The sequence below is a fragment of the Leptolyngbya sp. NIES-2104 genome (genome assembly GCF_001485215.1).
Taxonomy (GTDB): Bacteria; Cyanobacteriota; Cyanobacteriia; order Leptolyngbyales; family Leptolyngbyaceae; genus Leptolyngbya.
The window spans coordinates 4798325-4815746 of the sequence record NZ_BBWW01000001.1; the positions used below are offsets into that span (position 1 = coordinate 4798325).

The 17422-nt window shown below is 47.2% G+C and carries 19 protein-coding genes; 14 read left to right on the plus strand and 5 right to left on the minus strand.

Annotation, left to right across the window (positions count from 1 at the left end; genetic code table 11):
* Nucleotides 1-96 precede the first annotated feature (96 nt).
* From NIES2104_RS23070 to larB, 6 genes are all read left to right on the plus strand, one after another.
* On the plus strand, nucleotides 97-1782 hold the full coding sequence (locus NIES2104_RS23070) for an AarF/ABC1/UbiB kinase family protein (RefSeq protein WP_059000589.1): 1686 nt from the start codon (nucleotides 97-99) through the stop codon (nucleotides 1780-1782).
* Between the two features lie 36 nt (nucleotides 1783-1818).
* Nucleotides 1819-2058 carry a hypothetical protein gene (locus NIES2104_RS23075; RefSeq protein WP_059000590.1) on the plus strand — a complete coding sequence of 80 codons (240 nt, stop codon included), beginning with the start codon at nucleotides 1819-1821 and terminating at the stop codon, nucleotides 2056-2058.
* The gene (locus tag NIES2104_RS23080) at nucleotides 2055-2444 is read left to right on the plus strand and encodes a type II toxin-antitoxin system VapC family toxin (protein ID WP_059000591.1); all 390 of its coding nucleotides are present in this window, start codon (nucleotides 2055-2057) and stop codon (nucleotides 2442-2444) included. The genes NIES2104_RS23075 and NIES2104_RS23080 overlap by 4 nt, the downstream gene beginning before the upstream one ends.
* A gap of 88 nt (nucleotides 2445-2532) precedes the next feature.
* On the plus strand, nucleotides 2533-4305 hold the full coding sequence (locus tag NIES2104_RS23085) for an ABC transporter substrate-binding protein (protein WP_059000592.1): 1773 nt from the start codon (nucleotides 2533-2535) through the stop codon (nucleotides 4303-4305).
* Nucleotides 4306-4312: 7 nt separating this feature from the next.
* A complete protein-coding gene (locus tag NIES2104_RS23090; protein WP_059000593.1) occupies nucleotides 4313-6121 on the plus strand; it encodes an ABC transporter substrate-binding protein in 1809 nt (602 codons plus the stop codon).
* Nucleotides 6122-6138: 17 nt separating this feature from the next.
* The gene (gene larB / locus NIES2104_RS23095) at nucleotides 6139-6912 is read left to right on the plus strand and encodes a nickel pincer cofactor biosynthesis protein LarB (RefSeq protein WP_059000594.1); all 774 of its coding nucleotides are present in this window, start codon (nucleotides 6139-6141) and stop codon (nucleotides 6910-6912) included.
* Here larB and NIES2104_RS23100 read toward each other — a convergent pair.
* Nucleotides 6904-7896 (minus strand): NADPH:quinone reductase, encoded by a 993-nt coding sequence (locus tag NIES2104_RS23100; protein WP_225895277.1) that lies wholly within the window; start codon nucleotides 7894-7896, stop codon nucleotides 6904-6906. The two genes, larB and NIES2104_RS23100, sit on opposite strands and share 9 nt — an antisense overlap.
* Nucleotides 7897-7971: 75 nt before the next feature.
* Here NIES2104_RS23100 and NIES2104_RS23105 point away from each other — a divergent pair, with 75 nt between their 5' ends.
* Nucleotides 7972-10113 carry an ATP-binding protein gene (locus NIES2104_RS23105; protein ID WP_072218238.1) on the plus strand — a complete coding sequence of 714 codons (2142 nt, stop codon included), beginning with the start codon at nucleotides 7972-7974 and terminating at the stop codon, nucleotides 10111-10113.
* Here NIES2104_RS23105 and NIES2104_RS23110 read toward each other — a convergent pair.
* Together NIES2104_RS23110 and NIES2104_RS33585 are read right to left on the minus strand one after the other, a co-directional pair.
* Nucleotides 10110-10628: a hypothetical protein gene (locus NIES2104_RS23110; protein ID WP_059000596.1), complete on the minus strand. Its 519-nt coding sequence runs from the start codon at nucleotides 10626-10628 to the stop codon at nucleotides 10110-10112. The two genes, NIES2104_RS23105 and NIES2104_RS23110, sit on opposite strands and share 4 nt — an antisense overlap.
* Nucleotides 10629-10638: 10 nt before the next feature.
* Entirely contained in the window at nucleotides 10639-10770 is a 132-nt protein-coding gene (locus NIES2104_RS33585; RefSeq protein WP_263971020.1) for a hypothetical protein, read from the minus strand.
* Between the two features lie 41 nt (nucleotides 10771-10811).
* On the opposite strand from NIES2104_RS33585, the gene NIES2104_RS23115 reads away from it, so the two are divergent.
* Nucleotides 10812-11591, plus strand: coding sequence for a photosystem II S4 domain protein (locus NIES2104_RS23115; protein ID WP_059000597.1), 780 nt, complete (start codon nucleotides 10812-10814; stop codon nucleotides 11589-11591).
* Here the strand turns inward: NIES2104_RS23115 and NIES2104_RS23120 are convergent.
* Nucleotides 11588-12403, minus strand: a complete 816-nt coding sequence (locus tag NIES2104_RS23120; protein WP_059000598.1) for a serine/threonine-protein kinase — start codon at nucleotides 12401-12403, stop codon at nucleotides 11588-11590. The genes NIES2104_RS23115 and NIES2104_RS23120 overlap by 4 nt on opposite strands.
* Nucleotides 12404-12530: 127 nt before the next feature.
* Between NIES2104_RS23120 and NIES2104_RS23125 the strand changes: the two genes are divergently transcribed.
* The 6 genes from NIES2104_RS23125 to NIES2104_RS23150 all read left to right on the plus strand — a co-directional run bounded on the left by NIES2104_RS23125 (nucleotide 12531) and on the right by NIES2104_RS23150 (nucleotide 15359).
* Nucleotides 12531-13265, plus strand: coding sequence for a phycocyanobilin:ferredoxin oxidoreductase (locus NIES2104_RS23125; RefSeq protein ID WP_059000599.1), 735 nt, complete (start codon nucleotides 12531-12533; stop codon nucleotides 13263-13265).
* 49 nt (nucleotides 13266-13314) lie between these two features.
* The gene (locus tag NIES2104_RS23130) at nucleotides 13315-13797 is read left to right on the plus strand and encodes a hypothetical protein (RefSeq protein ID WP_059000600.1); all 483 of its coding nucleotides are present in this window, start codon (nucleotides 13315-13317) and stop codon (nucleotides 13795-13797) included.
* Nucleotides 13798-13872: 75 nt separating this feature from the next.
* The gene (psbH, locus tag NIES2104_RS23135) at nucleotides 13873-14067 is read left to right on the plus strand and encodes a photosystem II reaction center phosphoprotein PsbH (RefSeq protein WP_059000601.1); all 195 of its coding nucleotides are present in this window, start codon (nucleotides 13873-13875) and stop codon (nucleotides 14065-14067) included.
* A 117-nt stretch (nucleotides 14068-14184) separates the two neighbouring features.
* On the plus strand, nucleotides 14185-14481 hold the full coding sequence (locus tag NIES2104_RS23140) for a TatA/E family twin arginine-targeting protein translocase (RefSeq protein WP_059000602.1): 297 nt from the start codon (nucleotides 14185-14187) through the stop codon (nucleotides 14479-14481).
* 6 nt (nucleotides 14482-14487) lie between these two features.
* Nucleotides 14488-15102 (plus strand): aminoacyl-tRNA hydrolase, encoded by a 615-nt coding sequence (gene pth, locus NIES2104_RS23145; RefSeq protein WP_059000603.1) that lies wholly within the window; start codon nucleotides 14488-14490, stop codon nucleotides 15100-15102.
* Entirely contained in the window at nucleotides 15096-15359 is a 264-nt protein-coding gene (locus tag NIES2104_RS23150) for a DUF3146 family protein (protein WP_059000604.1), read from the plus strand. Before pth ends, NIES2104_RS23150 begins: the two co-directional genes overlap by 7 nt.
* Before the next feature lie 192 nt (nucleotides 15360-15551).
* Here NIES2104_RS23150 and pyk read toward each other — a convergent pair whose 3' ends face one another.
* On the minus strand, nucleotides 15552-17333 hold the full coding sequence (gene pyk / locus NIES2104_RS23155) for a pyruvate kinase (protein ID WP_059000605.1): 1782 nt from the start codon (nucleotides 17331-17333) through the stop codon (nucleotides 15552-15554).
* Nucleotides 17334-17422 lie beyond the last annotated feature (89 nt).

Consider the following 17422-nt stretch of genomic DNA (forward strand, 5'->3'; position numbering starts at 1 on the left):
AATCGAACCGAGGCGGATTGAGATTTCAGTGCGTTTTGAAAGTGTGCTGTGCTGCTCTCTTTTTCGGTGAGCGGACTGGGTATAATGTCTGGAGTTATGTTACAAGCTGCTATCCCCCCAACTCGATCGCTACGCTGGCAACGGCAAATTTCTTCTCCACTGGCGCGACAAGTGGACATTTCCGTGTCGGCTGCAAAATTAACTTTCTATCTGTGGTGGGATCGGCAGATTTCAGGCAAGTCCGCTCATCACCGCAATCGACGCGCTCAGTGGTTAGTGGGGACGCTGCTCGATTTAGGTCCGACTTTTATCAAAATCGGTCAATCGCTTTCAACGCGGGCAGATTTGCTGCCGTTGGAATACGTCAAAGCATTAGGACAGCTACAAGATCGCGTTCCTGAATTTGACCCAAATCAGGCGATCGCGATTATCGAATCTGAACTCGGCTATCCGATTCATGTGCTGTATCAGGACTTCGACCCGACTCCGATCGCGGCTGCAAGTTTAGGGCAAGTTCACCGAGCACGACTCCATACAGGCGAAGAAGTGGTCGTGAAAGTTCAGCGTCCGGGACTAGAGCAGCTATTCGCAATGGATTTCCAGATTGTCGGGCGATTAGTGCGCTGGATCGATCGCTTCGTTCCGAATGCCCGTCAATACGATATCAAAGCCATTCACGAGGAATTTTCGGAAATTCTCGGTCGGGAAATCGATTATGTACAAGAAGCGATGAACGCCGATCGCTTTCGACATAATTTCGCGGATCACGATCGTATTGTGGTTCCAAAAATTTATCCGAAGTACACGACTCGGCGCGTGTTGACGATGGAATATGTGCCGGGAATTAAAGTTAACGATCGTCAAAGCTTACTTGCGATCGGAATCGATCCGCGTGAAATTAATCATCTAGGAATTTGTGCGTATCTCAAACAATTGCTGCAAGATGGATTCTTTCAAGCTGATCCGCATCCTGGAAATATGGCGGTCAGTCAGGATGGCAAGCTGATTTTCTACGATTTTGGCATGATGGCAGAAGTGCAGCCGATCAATCGAAATCAGATGGTTCAGACCTTTTTCGCAGTTTTGAAAAAGGATACCGATCAGGTCGTGAGCACCCTAGTGGACATGGGTTTGGTCGAGCCGATGGCGGACATGACCCCGGTGAAGCGGATTGTGAATGTATTAGTCGATCGCTTTGCGGATAAGCCTGTCGAGTTGCAAGCTTTTAAGAGTCTGAGAAACGAACTGTATTCGGTGTTTGAACAACAGCCGTTTCGCTTGCCTGCCAAGATGACGTTTATCATCAAAGCGTTGACGACATTAGACGGGGTAGCGCGTGACCTTGATCCGCAGTACAACCTACTTTCAGCCGCAAAGCCGTTCGTGAAAAGTTTAGCGACGATGCCAGCACGTCAAGGGGGCGGAGTTGGAGAACTTGCGAAACAGGCGAAGAGCTATTTGACGTATCGATTGAATAAGCCGAATCCGACTCAAAGCGCGATCGAGCGACTCGAATCACGACTCGAACAAGGCGAACTCAAGATTCAGGTGAACTCGATCGAGCATAATCGCGCTCTCAAAACCTTGAATCTCTCGGTCAGAGCCTTGCTGTATGCGTGTATTTCAGGATTTGCGGCATTGACTGGAGCGATTTTACTCGTCGGTCAAATCAGCGGTGGAGCAATTTTTGCATTTGCGATCGCGGCGTTTTCTGGTGTGTTTTTGGTGCGATCGCTGATTCGGTTGATGTGGCGCGATCGGGTCGATCGAATGCTGGATTAGGCTCTATCTTGAAATCAGAGCGCTGGAAGCAAAAACATGATTGATTCAGAAACTGTTGAAAAGTTGCAAAATGCTTCGATCGAAGAGCGAATCGCAATGATTGAAATATTGTTGCAATCATTAAAAGCAGATATCAGAAGAGATGATTCTTGTCAATCCGAAACTGTAACTCATTCACAACGTCCCGCTTTTGGCTTCATGAAAGAAACTGGCGAAATTTTGGGTGATCTTGTTACTCCAGTTTTGCCTGAAAACGCTTGGGAAGTTCTTCAGTGAAGCTTTTACTGGATACTCACATTTGGCTTTGGTATGCGCTTGGCAATCCTCAGCTTTCCGAGAATTTGCGATCGCTCATCGCCTTGAACGCAACAGAACTTTGGCTCAGTCCAATCAGCATTTGGGAAGCTCTTCTCTTAGCGGAAAGAGGACGAATTTCTCTTAGATCTGATGCTGTCGCTTGGATCAATCAATCGCTAGAAGCGCTGAAAATCTGTGAGGCTCCTCTTGATCGTCACATCATGATTTTGAGCCGTCAGATTGAACTACCTCATCAAGATCCCGCTGATCGTTTCATTGCTGCTACTTCTATTTATTGCGAGGTGCCGCTTGCCACCGTGGATACAAACCTTGTGGCAGCTTCTTGGTTGACTACGATAAGTTAGCAACGGAATCTCACAGAAATCACCCAGAAATCGCGTAAAGGGTGTAGAAAGGATAGAATCACTCTTCTGAAAAGTGCGCGATCGACGTATGAAATTTTCCGCTCTAACAGGTTTTTGGCGATTCTGGGCACTCGCAATGGTAGCGTTTTGCCTGGGGCTGACCGTGACGGCGTGTAATCCACAAAGCAACAAAACGCAAGCGGCTCAAGTTCCGCAACTGGTTGATAGTACGCTGGGCGATCCTAGAACATTCAATGCGGTGTTAAGCAATGAATCACCAACGCCACTCTCTTTGATGTATGAGGGCTTGATCGCTGAAGATGCGATTACCGGAAAGCTGGAGCCGAATTTAGCGGAAAAGTGGGAAATCTCGCCCGACAAGAAAACGGTTAAATTCACGATGCGCGAAAATCTGAAGTGGTCGGATGGTCAACCGCTCACTGTCGATGATGTGCTGTTTACCTTTCGGGATCTCTACATGAATCCCAAGATTTCGAGCGACATTCAGGACATCTTGAAAATTGGCAAGCAACGAGCGTTTCCGAGTGTTCGCAAGGTCAACGATCGCCAAATTGAATTCACGACTCCCGAACCGTTTTCACCGTTTCTTAGAACTTTAGGGCTGACGATTCTGCCAAAACACGCTTTAGAGAAGTCGGTGACGCAGTTGGGGTCGGATGGTAATCCGCTCTTTCTGACGACCTGGGGAACGGGTACTGATCCGAAAGAAATCGTTTGCAACGGTCCTTATATGCTGGAGTCTTATACGGCAACGCAGCGTTTGATCTTTCGTCGCAATCCGAACTACTGGCGCAAAGACGCGCAAGGCAACCCACAGCCGTACATTGAGCGGATCATCTGGGGCATTGTGGAAAATCGTGATACCGAACTCTTGCAATTCCGATCGGGTGGCTTAGACATCTCAGAGCCGCTGCGTCCTGAAGATTTTTCCATCTTGAAGCGAGAAGAAAAGCGGGGCGGATTCACGGTGTTGATGGGTGGAACGCGCCCGATGACGACCTTTATCGCGTTTAATCTCAATCAAGGAAGACGCAACGGTAAGCCGCTGGTTAATCCGGTGAGATCGAAGTGGTTTAATAACGTCAAGTTTCGACAAGCAGTCGCGTACGCCATCGATCGCGAGAGAATTAACACGAATCTGTATCGGGGGCTTGGCATTCTGCTGAACTCAACGATTTTGCCGATTAGTCCCTACTATTTAGAGGGCGGCAAAGCCTACAACCACGACCCGGAGAAATCAAGACAACTGTTACGGGAAGCGGGATTTAAGTACAACGATCGCAATCAATTATTGGATGCAGAAGGCAATCTAGTTGAGTTCAACTTGATGACGAATTCGGAAAATAATTTGCGTCAGGCAATTATTACTCAGATTAGTCAAGATCTTTCCAAAATTGGGATGAAGGTTAATCTCACTCCGATTAGTTTCAATGTGATGATTGGGAAGCTGGATGACGGTTTAGATTGGGAAGCTTATCTGATTGGAATGGGTGGTGGACGGGAGCCGAATGATGGGTCGAATGTGTGGTTGCCGGATGGTTCTTCTCACGCCTTTAATCAGAAACCGCAGGCTGGAAAAGCACCGCTAGAAGGGCGAGTTGTGTCAGATTGGGAAGAAGAGATTGGGCAGCTTTACATTCAAGGTGCTCAGGAATTTGATGAGGCAAAACGAAAGGAAATTTATGGCAGAGTTCAGAAGATTACTCAAGAACAATTGCCTTGGATTCCGCTCGTGACTGAGAGAATTATGGGCGTTGTTCAGAATGAAGTTCAAGGAGTGAAATTTCCTGAGACGGGCGGCGCGCTATGGAACATTCACGAACTGAGAATTAAAGATTAATGCAGCTATGAGTCGCTCTGAAATAAAATTTCGTCAAGGTCTAGCGCTATTATCTCTTGCAGTAATGGCGCTAGTTTTTCCTCTATTTCTTACGGGTTGCAATCCACGAGACTATAAAACTCAAGCTGCACAGGTTCCGCAATTAGTATTAGTCAGTCCCACCGATCCGAAAACGTTCAATTACGCAAATAATCAAACGTTTCCGAGTGTGTTTCCATTCATTTATGAGGGACTGACAAAAGAGAATGGTGCTACTGGAGAATATGAGCCAGCATTAGCAGAATCGTGGAAGTTTTCGCCTGACAATAAGCGGGTTGTGTTTACATTAAGACCGGATTTGAAATGGTCAGATGGAAAACCATTGACTGCGGATGATGTGGTCTTCACTTATGAAGATGTCGTTTTCAATCCGCAGATTCCAACTGATCAAAAAGAGAGTATTCAGATCGGAACGAAGAAGGTTTTTCCGAAGGTTCGCAAGATTAGCGATCGACAAATCGAATTCATCCTCCCCGAACCCTTCGCGCCCTTACTAGCTGCAACTGCGGCTCCAGATGGCATCATGATTCTGCCAAAACACGCACTGGGTGATGCGGTCACGAAGAAATTACCCGACGGAAATCCAGCGTTCATTTCAACTTGGGGAACAGATACTGATCCGAAGAAAATTATCACGAATGGCGCGTATATGATTGACAGTTATAGCGCTGGACAACGGTTGATTCTTAAGCGAAATCCTTACTATTGGCGAAAAGATCAAGCGGGGACACAGTTACCTTATATCGATCGCATTGTTTGGCAGTTTATCGAAAATCAAGATACTCAACTTCTAAGATTTCGATCGGGTGATCTTGATGTTATGGGAGATACAAGACCGCTACGACCTGAATATTTTTCATTGCTCAAACGTGAAGAAGATCGGGCAAACTTTCAAGTCCTAAATGGCGGTCCCTGGTCAGGCGTTTTGTATCTGACATTCAATTTAACTAAGGCAAAAGATGCAAATGGAAAGCCATTTGTTGATCCGATTAAATCGCGCTGGTTTAATACTTTGGAATTTCGGCAAGCGGTGGCTTATGCGATCGATAGAAATCGAATCAATATAAATCTATATCGCGGCTTAGGAGTCGTTCAGAATTCTCCGATTTCAGTACAAAGTCCATTTGCATTAAAAGAAGGATTGAGAGCTTACAACTACAATCCAGACAAAGCAAGAGAACTTTTGAAGAAAGCGGGATTTAAGTACAACGATCGTGGTCAATTATTCGACTCTGAAGGCAATCGAGTTAAATTCACATTGCTGACGAATTCAAACAATCTCACGAGAGTCGCGATCGGTGCTCAAGTTCGTCAAGATCTCGCTAGAATCGGCATTGAAGTTGATTACAATCCGATCAATTTCAACGTTTTGATTGATAAAACGAATGGCTCTAGAGATTGGGACGCTCACATGATCGGCTTCACTGGGGGAATCGAACCGCAAGGACTCGCGAACCTTTGGATGACGAGTGGTGGATCGCATTCGTTTAATCTCGCTCAGCAACCCGGACAGCCGAAGATTCAGGGCTACGTAGCGAATGATTGGGAAAAAGAAATCGATCGCTTATTTATCGAAGGAGCGCGGGAACTCGATCGAGAAAAACGCAAAGCGATCTACGGCGAATTTCAAAAATTAGTTCAAGAACAGCTTCCGGTGATTCATCTCGTGAATGATTCTGCAATCATGGCGGTGAGAAATCGCGTTCAAGGCTTGAAATACTCTGGTTTACCGAGTTGGGGACTGTGGAATATTCAAGAACTTAGAATAAAAGAGTAAGCTGTGTTTCCCGCAAAATGAGTCAACCCGAAGCAATCAAAGACCTACTCGATCAAGTTTCTCAAGGCAAAATTAGTTCAGCCGATGCGCTCGATAAATTGAAGTATCTGGCGTATGAACCTGTCGGCGGATTTGCCAATATTGACCATCATCGATCGCTAAGAACCGGATTTCCTGAAGTGATTTGGAGTCCCGGCAAAACTCCTGAGCAAATCGCTCAAATCATGGAGGCACTTCGCAGTAAAGCATCGATCGTGATGGCGACCCGAATGGAAGCAGAAGCTTTTGCCTGGGTTAAAGAAATGGTTCCCGATGCAATGTACTATCCAACGGCTCGAATTTGTTCATTAAATCCCGTCCAGCCTCCGATTCATTCAGGAACGATCGGGATTCTCTCGGCTGGAACTGCTGATCTTCCTGTCGCTGAAGAAGCCGCAATTACAGCGGAACTCTGTGGATTTCGAGTGCAACGACTTTGGGATGTGGGAGTTGCTGGCATTCATCGCTTGCTGAGCAATGTTCATGTTCTTTCGCAAGCTGATGTTTTAGTTGTGGTTGCAGGAATGGAAGGAGCATTACCGAGTGTGGTTGCTGGACTGTCTGATTGTCCGATCGTTGCTGTTCCGACGAGCATCGGATATGGTGCAAGCTTCAATGGATTATCTGCATTGCTAACGATGCTGAATTCTTGTGCTACTGGAATTGGAGTTGTGAATATCGATAACGGTTTCGGCGCGGCGATGTTGGCAGGTCAAATTCTCAGAACAGCGGCAAAACTCACGTCAAGATGAGACTTCGACGATGATATTCCCGATCGCAGTTCCACTTTCCATTAGTTCATGCGCTTCTGCGATGCGATCGAGCGGAAATCGTTCTGCAATCTGATGCTTTAATACTCCCGCTTGCAAACAGGTTGTGATGTCGATCGCGGCTTGTTCATGCGCGAATTTTGACATTGCATACACCAAAACGTAGTGCACCGTCAGATTTTTGTAGATGAGCGAATAAATTGGAACTTGAGGCGTAGCTTGCGAATCGGTGGCATAAGTCGCAATCACACCATCACGTTTGAGAATCTTCAAATTTGTTTCTAAATTTGCTGCAAAATCAACCTCAATCACGCGATCGATACCCTTTCCATTTGTGATCTGTTTGACAACTGCACTCACGTCTTCAGTTTTGTAATTGATGACATGATCTGCACCCATCGCTTTCGCAATCTCAGCTTTTTTCTCAGAACTCACCGTCGTAATTACCGTAGCATTACCCCATTTTGCAAGTTGAATCGCATAAGTTCCAACTGCTCCGGCTCCTCCAGTGACTAGAATTGTTTTTCCAGTGACATCACCATCTTTGAATACACAATGATGTGCGGTCATCGCAGGCACACCGAGACAAGCGCCTTCTGCAAACGAAGTCGAATCGGGAAGCGCGATCGCGTTTTCACTCAACACCGTGACAAATTCCGCTGCCGTTCCCAATCCTTTTGGCAAAGTTGCCTCATAAATCCAGACTCGTTCACCGATGCGATCGCGACTCACGCCTTCTCCGACTTCGACAATCACCCCAGATCCATCGTTGTGTGGAATCACACGCGGAAACCGCATCGTCAAACCGCCCCAACCGATCCGCTGTTTCACATCAGACGGATTTACCCCAGAAGTAACAACCTTGACTCGCACTTGCCCAGAGCCAAGTTCTGGAAGATCAACTTCACTGATCGTTAAAACCGTTTTTGCTGCTCCGAGTTGCTCATACCATGCCGCTCGCATCATTATTTCCTCATAAGAAACTAAATTTCTCTCGATCGGGGGCATTCTAAGAACAAGTCGTTGTTTCTTCTTGCCCCCGTGAAACTCCTACACAAATTACCAAAGTTATCGCTCAGCTATGTTCTTGTCGTTCCGTTTGTCACACAAATTTTTATTGCTGTGGGACTGACTGGGTACTGGTCATTACGACATGGGCAACAGTCGATCGAACAGTTAGTCAATCAGCTTAGCAGTGAGTCCAGTAAACGAGTCGAACAGCACTTAGACAGCTATCTAGTTCGACCGCACAAAGTCAATTATGTGAATGCTCGTAGTCTTGAGAAAGGTCTTTTATCACGCGATCTCAGAACGCTAGGACACTACTTTTGGGAGCAGATGCGCGTCTATCAAGACTTTGCTTTTATTAATTACGCTGACCAAGACGGCAACTTTATCGGGATTAATCGGGATGCTCGAAACGTTCTCCAGATGGACATCATTGAGCCGCCGCATCTAGGAACTTACTATCGCTATGACATCGATCAGGGAAAGCCAACCAAACCAGTGACAAAAGTTCCTTATGAGCCGCGTCAGGAAGTTTGGTATACCGATGCGATCACTGCGAGGAAACCTCTGTGGACAAGGATTTACTTCTGGAATGATGACAAAGTGATGGCAATCTCATCGAGTCATCCCGTGTTTAACGATCGACAACAAATCATTGGGGTGGTGGGAGTCGATTATTTGCTCGATCGAATCAATGACTTTCTCAAACAACTGCGCCCTAGTCCCTCCGCTTCCGTCTTTATCCTAGAGCGTGATGGATTGTTAGTCGGAAACTCTAGCGACGAAAGAACCTATACAGTTGAAAACAATCAGCCAAAACGTATCAAAGGATCAGAAAGCAGCGATCGATTAATTCGAGAAACAACGCAATATATCATCAAGAAATATGGAAGCTTAGATCGAATTCGCGAACCAAAGTGGATCAAAACATCGATTAGAAATCACAGTACATTTGTTCAAGTGAATCCTTGGCGCGATCAATATGGTTTAGATTGGCTCGTTGTGATTGCAATGCCAGAATCTGACTTTACCGAGCAGATTCACCGCAACACTCAGACGACAATTTTACTGTGCGCGATCGCATTAATCATCACAACCAGTTTAGGCTTACTCACTGCGCGTTGGATTGCTCGATCGATTGATCGATTGAATATTGCTTCTTCTGCGATCGCTCAAGGCGATTTGCATCAAACCGTACAACTTTCTCAAATTGGAGAATTAGCAACGCTTGCACAATCGTTTAATAGCATGGTGACGCAACTAAGAGCTTCGTTTATTGCACTAGAGCAAACGAATGCAGACTTAGAATCGCGAGTCAACGAACGCACTGAAAAGCTTTCAAATGCACTACAAAGTCTACAAACCGCGCAGGCTCAAATGCTGCAATCCGAAAAGATGTCGAGTTTAGGGCAAATGGTCGCGGGAATTGCTCACGAAATTAACAATCCTGTGACGTTTATTTCAGGCAACCTCATGCATGCAGACAAGTATGCAAACGATTTGATGATCCTACTCGCGCTTTATCAGAAACATCTTCCAGACACGATCGGAGAAATTCGGGACTATCTAGAAGAGTGCGATTTTGAATTTGTATCGAGGGATTTACCGAGGCTTTTGAAATCGATGCAAGAAGGAGCCAATCGCATTCAATCGATCGTACTCAGTCTGCGAAATTTTTCCCGACTCGACGAAGCACAACTTAAAACCGTCGATCTACAGGAAGGCTTAGAGAATACCTTACTTTTATTGCAGCATCGTCTAAAACACACCTCAAAACGACAAGAAATCAAGATCATCAAAGCGTTCCAAAATCTGCCCAAGATCGAATGCTATGCTGGGCAACTCAATCAAGTCTTTCTCAATCTATTAGGAAATGCGATCGATGCTCTAGAAAATATCAACGATCGACCTTTGATCATTTGGATTTCAACTGAAGCTACTGATTCAAGCGCGATTGTTAGAATTCGCGATAATGGTCAAGGTATCCCCAACACGACTCAGCCAAAGATTTTCGATCCTTTCTTCACGACAAAGCCCGTGGGGCAGGGAACGGGTCTAGGATTATCGATCGCTTATCAAATTGTGGTGGGACAGCATCACGGTGCTTTGTCTTGCACGTCGGAAATGGGCAAAGGAACAGAATTCACGATCGACATCCCGATTCACCCGGTCTAACTCACCATTCCCGGCTCTGCGTACCCTTGCAAACTCTCAGGGTCAAAGGCTCTTAAACTCCGCGTCGCCTGCCGAATTAGCGTATCTGAACCCTTCACAACAATCAAATACTTTCCAGCATTCAACCGATTGCGATACGGTAACGCATCACCGCCACCCACCACTAAGCCAACACCGCCCCCGACGAATACACTACCGAGCAATCCAGACAAGCCGCCTAAAATTCCAGCAATCAGCGGACTCCCAATCTCGCCCGCCCAAGCAAACGTATTCAACCCCGTAATCACATTGAACGCGGCTCCACCCAAAAATCCGAAAGGAACCAGCCAAGAAGCCATCAATCGCACCTGCTTTCTCGCCGTTTCATTTGGATCAATTAATCCGTACTCATCTGCACTTTTATAGCCCCGTCCTAAGATCGAAATCTTATCCATCGGCAAGCCTTCGTTTTCCAGCGCCGAATACGCTTCTTCTGCCTGTATACGATCGCTTAATACTGCGACTAAATAACTCATGTTTTATTCCTCAATCCTTCCTCAGCAAGTTTCTCAACTCTCCAACCTCGGTATCCTGTTGTGCCTCTAGCTGGAGTACGATGCCGACTTTTTCCGGCAAATATTCCTTAATGTGGGTCAATCGCGATTTCGTTTGAGTCACACTTTAAGTTCGATAAGATAGAATTTTCATCTCTAATCGTTATGTTACCAAGGGAAGACCTCCTCAAAGGTGTAGAAAATCGAGACACGATCGCACGAGTAATCGACCAAGCCGAGAAAGCGATTAAGACCTGGGAAGTGGTGACGAGCGATTTTCTTTCGCCTCCAGAGTTAGCAGAAGCAGAGCGATCGTTTTCCCGGCTGACTGAAGTTCAATTGATCGCTTGGGGTGGCTATTCACAGGCAGAACGGCAACGATTAGCGATCGCTCGATCAGAAATCCCGCTCGATGCGGCTCAAGTTGAACTCACTGCCCTAGACATTGCTGGAAATTTCTTGTTTGATTCCGCAACGCATCGAGACTTCCTCGGAGCGATTCTCGGCACTGGAATTGTGCGGGAAAAAGTCGGGGACATCATTGTCTTGGGAGAACGTGGTGCACAAGCGATCGTCATTCCCGAACTGGTTGATTTCTTGCAAACCTCGCTCAAACAAGTGCGATCGGTTCCGGTCAAAGTCGAACCGATTCCATTCGAGGAATTGAAGATTCGAGAACCGAAGAAAAAGGAAATTACCACCGTTGAAGCGTCAATGCGGTTAGATGCGATCGCATCTGCGGGTTTTGGGATGTCGCGGAGCAAAATGGCAGAAATGATTTCCGCTGGAGATGTCCGGGTGAATTGGAAAGAGACGAGTTCTGCCAGCTATTCGGTGAAATCTGGTGATTTGATTGCGATTCGCGGCAAAGGGCGGGTTGAAGTCGGCGAGGTCATGGTGACAAAAAAAGACCGCTACCGAGTGCAACTCACCCGGTTTGTTTAAGCGATCGCGTTTCTCACTTGTCCGGCATCGAGCGCCTGAAGTGCCATCATCGCGGATTGTAAGCGCCGTTCTAGCGTTGTCTCGGTCATCCAAAGGAGCCAATCGACAAAGGCAGGACTCAAATCAACGATCGGTTCGAGATCAAATCGGCTGCCTTTACGGGGAAGCTGAGAGGGTGAAATGCCAGTCAGACTGGTCATAATCGTTACTCCCAAGCTGTACAAATCAGAGGCGGTCACGGATCGCCCACTGTACTGCTCTGGTGGCGTGAAATCGTGAGTGTTGACCAGCGTGAACGCAGAGGTGCTATCTTGCCGATTTAGGGTCGTTTTCACAGAGCCAAAATCCACTAGATGAACTTTACGATCGCCGAGCAGAATGTTACTCGGCTTGATGTCCCGGTGCACGATCGAGGGATTGCGCCCTTGTAGATAAATTAAGATGTACAACACTGATTTAGCAATTTGTCTTGCTTCGGCTTCATTAAAAGTCCGTCCGCGTTTGAGACAATCATTGAGCGATCGACCTGCCACGTAAGTTTGCACTAATGCGAGGGCGCGACCTCCTGGAAGGCGATGCTGAAAATAGCCCAAGTACTTTGGAATACACGGATGAGATAAGGACTTCAGTGTTTCTACTTCTCGCTCGAACAGCTTCAAATCATCGGATCGAAGATCTTCATCCGAACAGAGCAATTTCACGACAACCCGTTCTTTCGCGTGTAAATCGTGTGCCAACAGCGTCCAACGTCCTGCGTGTTTTCCTAATTCTCGTTCGACTTGATAGCGATCGCCCAGGATTTGCCCTGCCATATTTTTAACCAATTCTAGAGCCGTTATAGCTTTGATGAATCACCAGTCGCAAGCTGATATCCTTAGAAACATGGGGAATTTCAGCAAAAGTTCATTGTCTTACCTCGTTCTTTACCCCGGATTTAACATGACTTCAATTTCAACCTCGATTCGTCAACAGCAACATCCCTTAATTCGCAATTTAGCCAACATGATCGAACGGGTGTGGCAGCAGCATTTAGATCTGTCGCCTTATCATTTGCCTGAAGATTTGGGGTACGTAGAAGGACGGATGGAAGGCGAAAAACTGGTGATTGAGAACAAATGCTATCAATCGCCGCAATTTCGGAAATTACACTTGGAACTGGCAAAAGTCGGATCGGCGCTAGATATTTTGCACTGTGTAATGTTTCCTCACCCAGAGTATGCGCTTCCGATGTTTGGAGCAGATTTAGTTGGCGGGCGCGGGGGACAAATTAGTTTAGCGATCGCGGATCTTTCTCCAACCAGCCGCGATCGCCAACTGCCCGAAGAGTACCAAACCGCGCTCAAAGCGGTTCCCGAAACCGAATTTGTTCAGCGTCGAGCCGTTCCAGAATGGGGCGATATTTTCTCAGACTTCTGTTTGCTCGTGCGTCCGGGAAGTCCAGAAGAAGAAGCGGCATTTTTAGAACAAGTGCGATCGTATTTGGAAATTCATTGTCAGATTGCGATCGCGACTGATCCAACTCCCGAACGTGCCGCTGAAATTCTTGCTGGACAGCAATACTACTGCTCTCAACAGCAGCAGAATGACAAGACTCGACGAGTTTTGGAAAAGGCATTCGGGGAAGCTTGGGCAGAACGGTATATTACAACCGTTTTGTTTGATGTGCCTGAGTGATGCTCTGGGCGGACGGGAATCTTAAAACAAAGATTTTCGTGGTGCTACTATGCCAAAGGTGAAACCGACTTTACCCTGGGAATGTTCGACCAAAGCGAGTTATGTGCCGCTCACGCATGAAGGCACGATCGTGGGATTTTGCGCTCCGGAGTATGCGAATACGATCGCGAAATCCCTCAACGACAAGGAACTGCTTGAGAAAGCTTTGTATCAAGCCTGCTATGACTTAGTTGCGCGAACCGGAGGATCGCCGGATGCGGTTACTGAATTAGTGCAGAGATATCGCGCAAAAGTCGAACGACCATTACAAGGAAGTGCATTAATTGGAGTTCTACTACGAGAGCGGCAAATTGACCTCGATTTGACCGAAGAGGAATATGCAAAATTCTGTGATTCATATCGATTATCGCGGGCGGAACTACGCGATATTTATCGGGGTGAAGAGGTTGAGAGTCATCAACTCATTCCGATCGCACGAATTTTAGGTAAAACTGTGGATGAGGTCATGGAAGCTTGGAAGGGCGACGAATAATCAGATCTAATTGCACACATTAACGTGGTAGTGTGATTTTAGATATTTGTCGAGACTAACTTATCAAGGTGAGCCATGGCACAGCGGACTCGATTGGGAGACATTCTCAAACCTTTAAATTCAGAATACGGTAAAGTCGTTCCCGGATGGGGAACCACGCCTTTGATGGGCATTTTTATGGCATTGTTTTTGGTGTTCTTGCTGATCATTCTGCAAATCTACAACCAAGAGCTAATTCTCAACGGCTTCGATGTCGATTGGGGCGGCTAATACTCGAAATTTTGTTAGCAGACTTTCCCGGATGCGTCCGGGATTTTTTTTGAGTGGAGTCAGAAACGATCGTAGACCCACCCTTTACAATGAGACTTAGCCCTTACGGAGATTGCTATGAACTTTTTCGGAATTGGTTTACCCGAAATGGTCTTGATTCTGGTGGTTGCGCTGCTGGTGTTTGGTCCGAAGAAACTTCCTGAAATCGGGCGCAGCATGGGTAAAGCAATTCGTAGTTTCCAAGATGCTTCTAAAGAGTTTGAGAACGAATTCAAACGCGAAGCGGATAAATTGACGGAGACAACACCGCAGCCGATGGAAGCGACGTTAGAAGAAAAACCGACATTAGCACCCGCGGAACAGGATCAAGACACCGAAGAACCGATCACCGCAACGACGATCGAGAAAGAATAGATTTCTATGCCCGAAGCACCCGTTATTCCTCAGTTGATTGTCGGTTTGGGAAATCCCGGCAGCAAATACGAAAATACTCGTCATAACATCGGATTTCTCGCAGTCGATCGCTTGTCAAAACTTTGGCAAATTAACCTTTCTGAAGCCAAGAAGTTTCAGGGAATTTTCGGAGAAGGCATGAGTCCGGCGGGTAAGATTCGCTTGCTCAAACCGACAACTTATATGAATTTGTCTGGGCAATCGATTCGGGCTGTGATCGATTGGTACAAGATTCCGCCCGAATCGGTGATGGTGATTTATGACGATATGGATTTGCCCGTCGGACGTTTGCGAATTCGATTATCTGGCTCAGCCGGTGGGCAGAATGGCATGAAATCCGCGATCGCACATCTCGGAACACAGAATTTTCCCCGATTGCGAATCGGGATCGGAAGCGCCAAAGCCAGCGAGAAAGATGCGGTATCTCATGTATTAGGCACGTTTGCGCCGCAGGAAAAGCCTGTGATTGATGAAGTGCTCGACTTGACCGTAAGCGCGATCGAACTCAGTCTGAAGCAGGGGGTTGAAAAAGCGATGAGTCTTTATAACAATCGAAACGTAGAGCCGAAGTCTGAATCGTGAGCAAACGTTTACCAGAAACTACTGCCCATGTCCGCATTCTCCGTCAGTCCTGGCAGCAGGGCAGCATCGAAGGAGAAGTGCGGGCGAATGAGTATGAGTGGCAGTTTCACTGGCATTTTCGACGCGGATTATTAAGCATTCAGCCGTCTTTGGGGCGGGCGTTGATCAAGGAACCGCTGGGACGATTTCTTGAGGCGAAGGACTATCAGCTTGAACCGGGTGGAGATTATTCCTTTACGATTCGGGCGGATTTGTAAGGCGGTATGAATGCGAACACCGAGAGTGCAGCGAAGCTTGCAATTTTGTGTTGACCCGATGATGTAGAGCAATTATGGAAGTTGCCAAATAAAAACAGGGAATAAACTGTGGGGCAGGCATCTCGCCTGCTTTTGGCGGCGGGCAGGATGCCCACCCCACAATGATTCAACTATTTCAGCAACCTACATTTTTTACACAGACAATGCCGCATCGGTTTGATTGGCTCCGCTGCTGCCAGAGTAAACCAATCCTCGCTGCATATCGAGTGTCACAATCTCACCATCGCGAATCACACCCGTGGCATTTTTCACACCAACCAGCACGGGAATTCCTAACCGAAGACCAATCACTGCCGCATGACTCGTTAGACTGCTATCTTCAGTCACGATCCCCGCTGCCTTGCGAATCGCGTCAATATGTTCTGCATTCGTACTCGGCGCAACGAGGATTTCGCCCGAATGGAATTGACGAATTTCTTTCAATGTCGAAGCGAGTCTTGCCCGACCGCTCACTGACCCTTGACCGATCCCCACACCCTTTCCACGAACCGCAGTCACTACTTCTACTTTGATCAAGTCTGTTGAACCTGCAACCCCTTGAAGTGTTCCAGCCGTTAAGACCACAAGATCGCCTTCAGAAACTAAGCCTTTTTCTTGTGCAACATTCAGCGCGGCTTGGAAGGTCTGACCTGTAGATGGCAGATCCAAAACTAAGAGCGGTTTCACACCCCATACGAGTTGAAGCTGGCGGGCAACATCGACGTGCGGCGTAATTGCCAGAATCGGAGTTCTTGGACGGAATTTCGACACGTTACGGGCAGTCGCTCCGGTTTTCGTCAGCGACATAATTGCAGAAGCATCAAGTTGAACGGCAATGTTTCCGACCGCTTGACTGATCGCATTTGGAATCGATCGACCATTATTTTCCAGCAGTTGCTTGGAATGTTCCTGCTCGATCCGAACCGCGATCGATGCCATTTGCGAAACGGCTTCGATCGGATATTTCCCGACTGCTGTTTCATTCGACAGCATCACCGCATCGGTGCCATCTAAAATCGCGTTTGCCACATCGGAAATTTCTGCACGAGTGGGGCGCGGACTGTGCACCATACTATCGAGCATCTGAGTTGCGGTAATGACCGGAATTCCAAGACGATTCGCGGTTTTGATTAGTCGTTTTTGCAGAATTGGCACATCTTCGGCAGGCAGTTCCACACCGAGATCGCCACGCGCCACCATCGCGCCATCGGAAATCGATAGAATCGCTTCCATTTGTTCGATCGCTTCGTGCTTCTCGATTTTGACGATCACCGGAACCGACTTTCCAGCACTCGAAATCAGTTCTTTAATCTCTAAAACGTCTTGAGGATTGCGGACAAAGCTGAGAGCAACCCAATCGACACCTTGATCGAGTCCGAAGACCAAATCTTTACGGTCTTTGTCGGTGAGAGCTTTGATCGATAGATAAACACCGGGGAAGTTTACCCCTTTATTGTTCGAGAGCGGACCTCCAACGACGACCCGGCAATGGAGCGATTTCGTCGCCCGATCGATTTCTTCGACCTTCATTTCTACTCTGCCATCATCGAGCAGAATCGTCGCACCTTCGGGCACTTCTTCGGAAAGCAGATCATAAGTGACCGAACTCATCTCTTGATTTCCGGGAACAGGGCGGCTTGTGAGCGTAAAGCGATCGCCTTTATTTAAAATAATCGAGCCGTTCTCGAAGCGTCCCAAACGAATTTTTGGACCTTGTAAATCCTGCAAAATTGCGACGGGTTGATTGAGTTCAAACGAGACTTGGCGAATCAGACGAATGCTGCGGAGATGATCATCGTGGGTGCCGTGAGAGAAATTCAGGCGTAGCGTGGTTGCCCCTGCTTCGATGAGATCGCGCAAGACATCCGGGCTGCTCGTAGCAGGTCCGATCGTGGCAACAATTTTCGTGCGACGGTGAGAAGATGGCAGTGGCATTACTGTGAACAACCTAGAGTCAAATAGTGATCGAACCTGCATTCAAAGCAGCAAAGCGACGACCAGCCGACTGCTGATCGCGGGCATTT

Excerpts from the sequence above, each read along its gene's own strand:
- NIES2104_RS23130 (WP_059000600.1), top strand. The coding sequence starts at position 13,315 with ATGCCAAAGGTGAAACCGACTTTACCCTGGGAATGTTCGACCAAAGCG.
- NIES2104_RS23125 (WP_059000599.1), top strand. The coding sequence starts at position 12,531 with ATGACTTCAATTTCAACCTCGATTCGTCAACAGCAACATCCCTTAATT.
- larB (WP_059000594.1), top strand. The coding sequence starts at position 6,139 with ATGAGTCAACCCGAAGCAATCAAAGACCTACTCGATCAAGTTTCTCAA.
- psbH (WP_059000601.1), top strand. The coding sequence starts at position 13,873 with ATGGCACAGCGGACTCGATTGGGAGACATTCTCAAACCTTTAAATTCA.
- NIES2104_RS23085 (WP_059000592.1), top strand. The coding sequence starts at position 2,533 with ATGAAATTTTCCGCTCTAACAGGTTTTTGGCGATTCTGGGCACTCGCA.
- NIES2104_RS23120 (WP_059000598.1), bottom strand. The coding sequence starts at position 12,403 with ATGGCAGGGCAAATCCTGGGCGATCGCTATCAAGTCGAACGAGAATTA.
- NIES2104_RS23110 (WP_059000596.1), bottom strand. The coding sequence starts at position 10,628 with ATGAGTTATTTAGTCGCAGTATTAAGCGATCGTATACAGGCAGAAGAA.
- NIES2104_RS23070 (WP_059000589.1), top strand. The coding sequence starts at position 97 with ATGTTACAAGCTGCTATCCCCCCAACTCGATCGCTACGCTGGCAACGG.
- pth (WP_059000603.1), top strand. The coding sequence starts at position 14,488 with ATGCCCGAAGCACCCGTTATTCCTCAGTTGATTGTCGGTTTGGGAAAT.
- NIES2104_RS23090 (WP_059000593.1), top strand. The coding sequence starts at position 4,313 with ATGAGTCGCTCTGAAATAAAATTTCGTCAAGGTCTAGCGCTATTATCT.
- NIES2104_RS23140 (WP_059000602.1), top strand. The coding sequence starts at position 14,185 with ATGAACTTTTTCGGAATTGGTTTACCCGAAATGGTCTTGATTCTGGTG.
- NIES2104_RS23075 (WP_059000590.1), top strand. The coding sequence starts at position 1,819 with ATGATTGATTCAGAAACTGTTGAAAAGTTGCAAAATGCTTCGATCGAA.
- NIES2104_RS23100 (WP_225895277.1), bottom strand. The coding sequence starts at position 7,896 with ATGATGCGAGCGGCATGGTATGAGCAACTCGGAGCAGCAAAAACGGTT.
- pyk (WP_059000605.1), bottom strand. The coding sequence starts at position 17,333 with ATGCCACTGCCATCTTCTCACCGTCGCACGAAAATTGTTGCCACGATC.
- NIES2104_RS23115 (WP_059000597.1), top strand. The coding sequence starts at position 10,812 with ATGTTACCAAGGGAAGACCTCCTCAAAGGTGTAGAAAATCGAGACACG.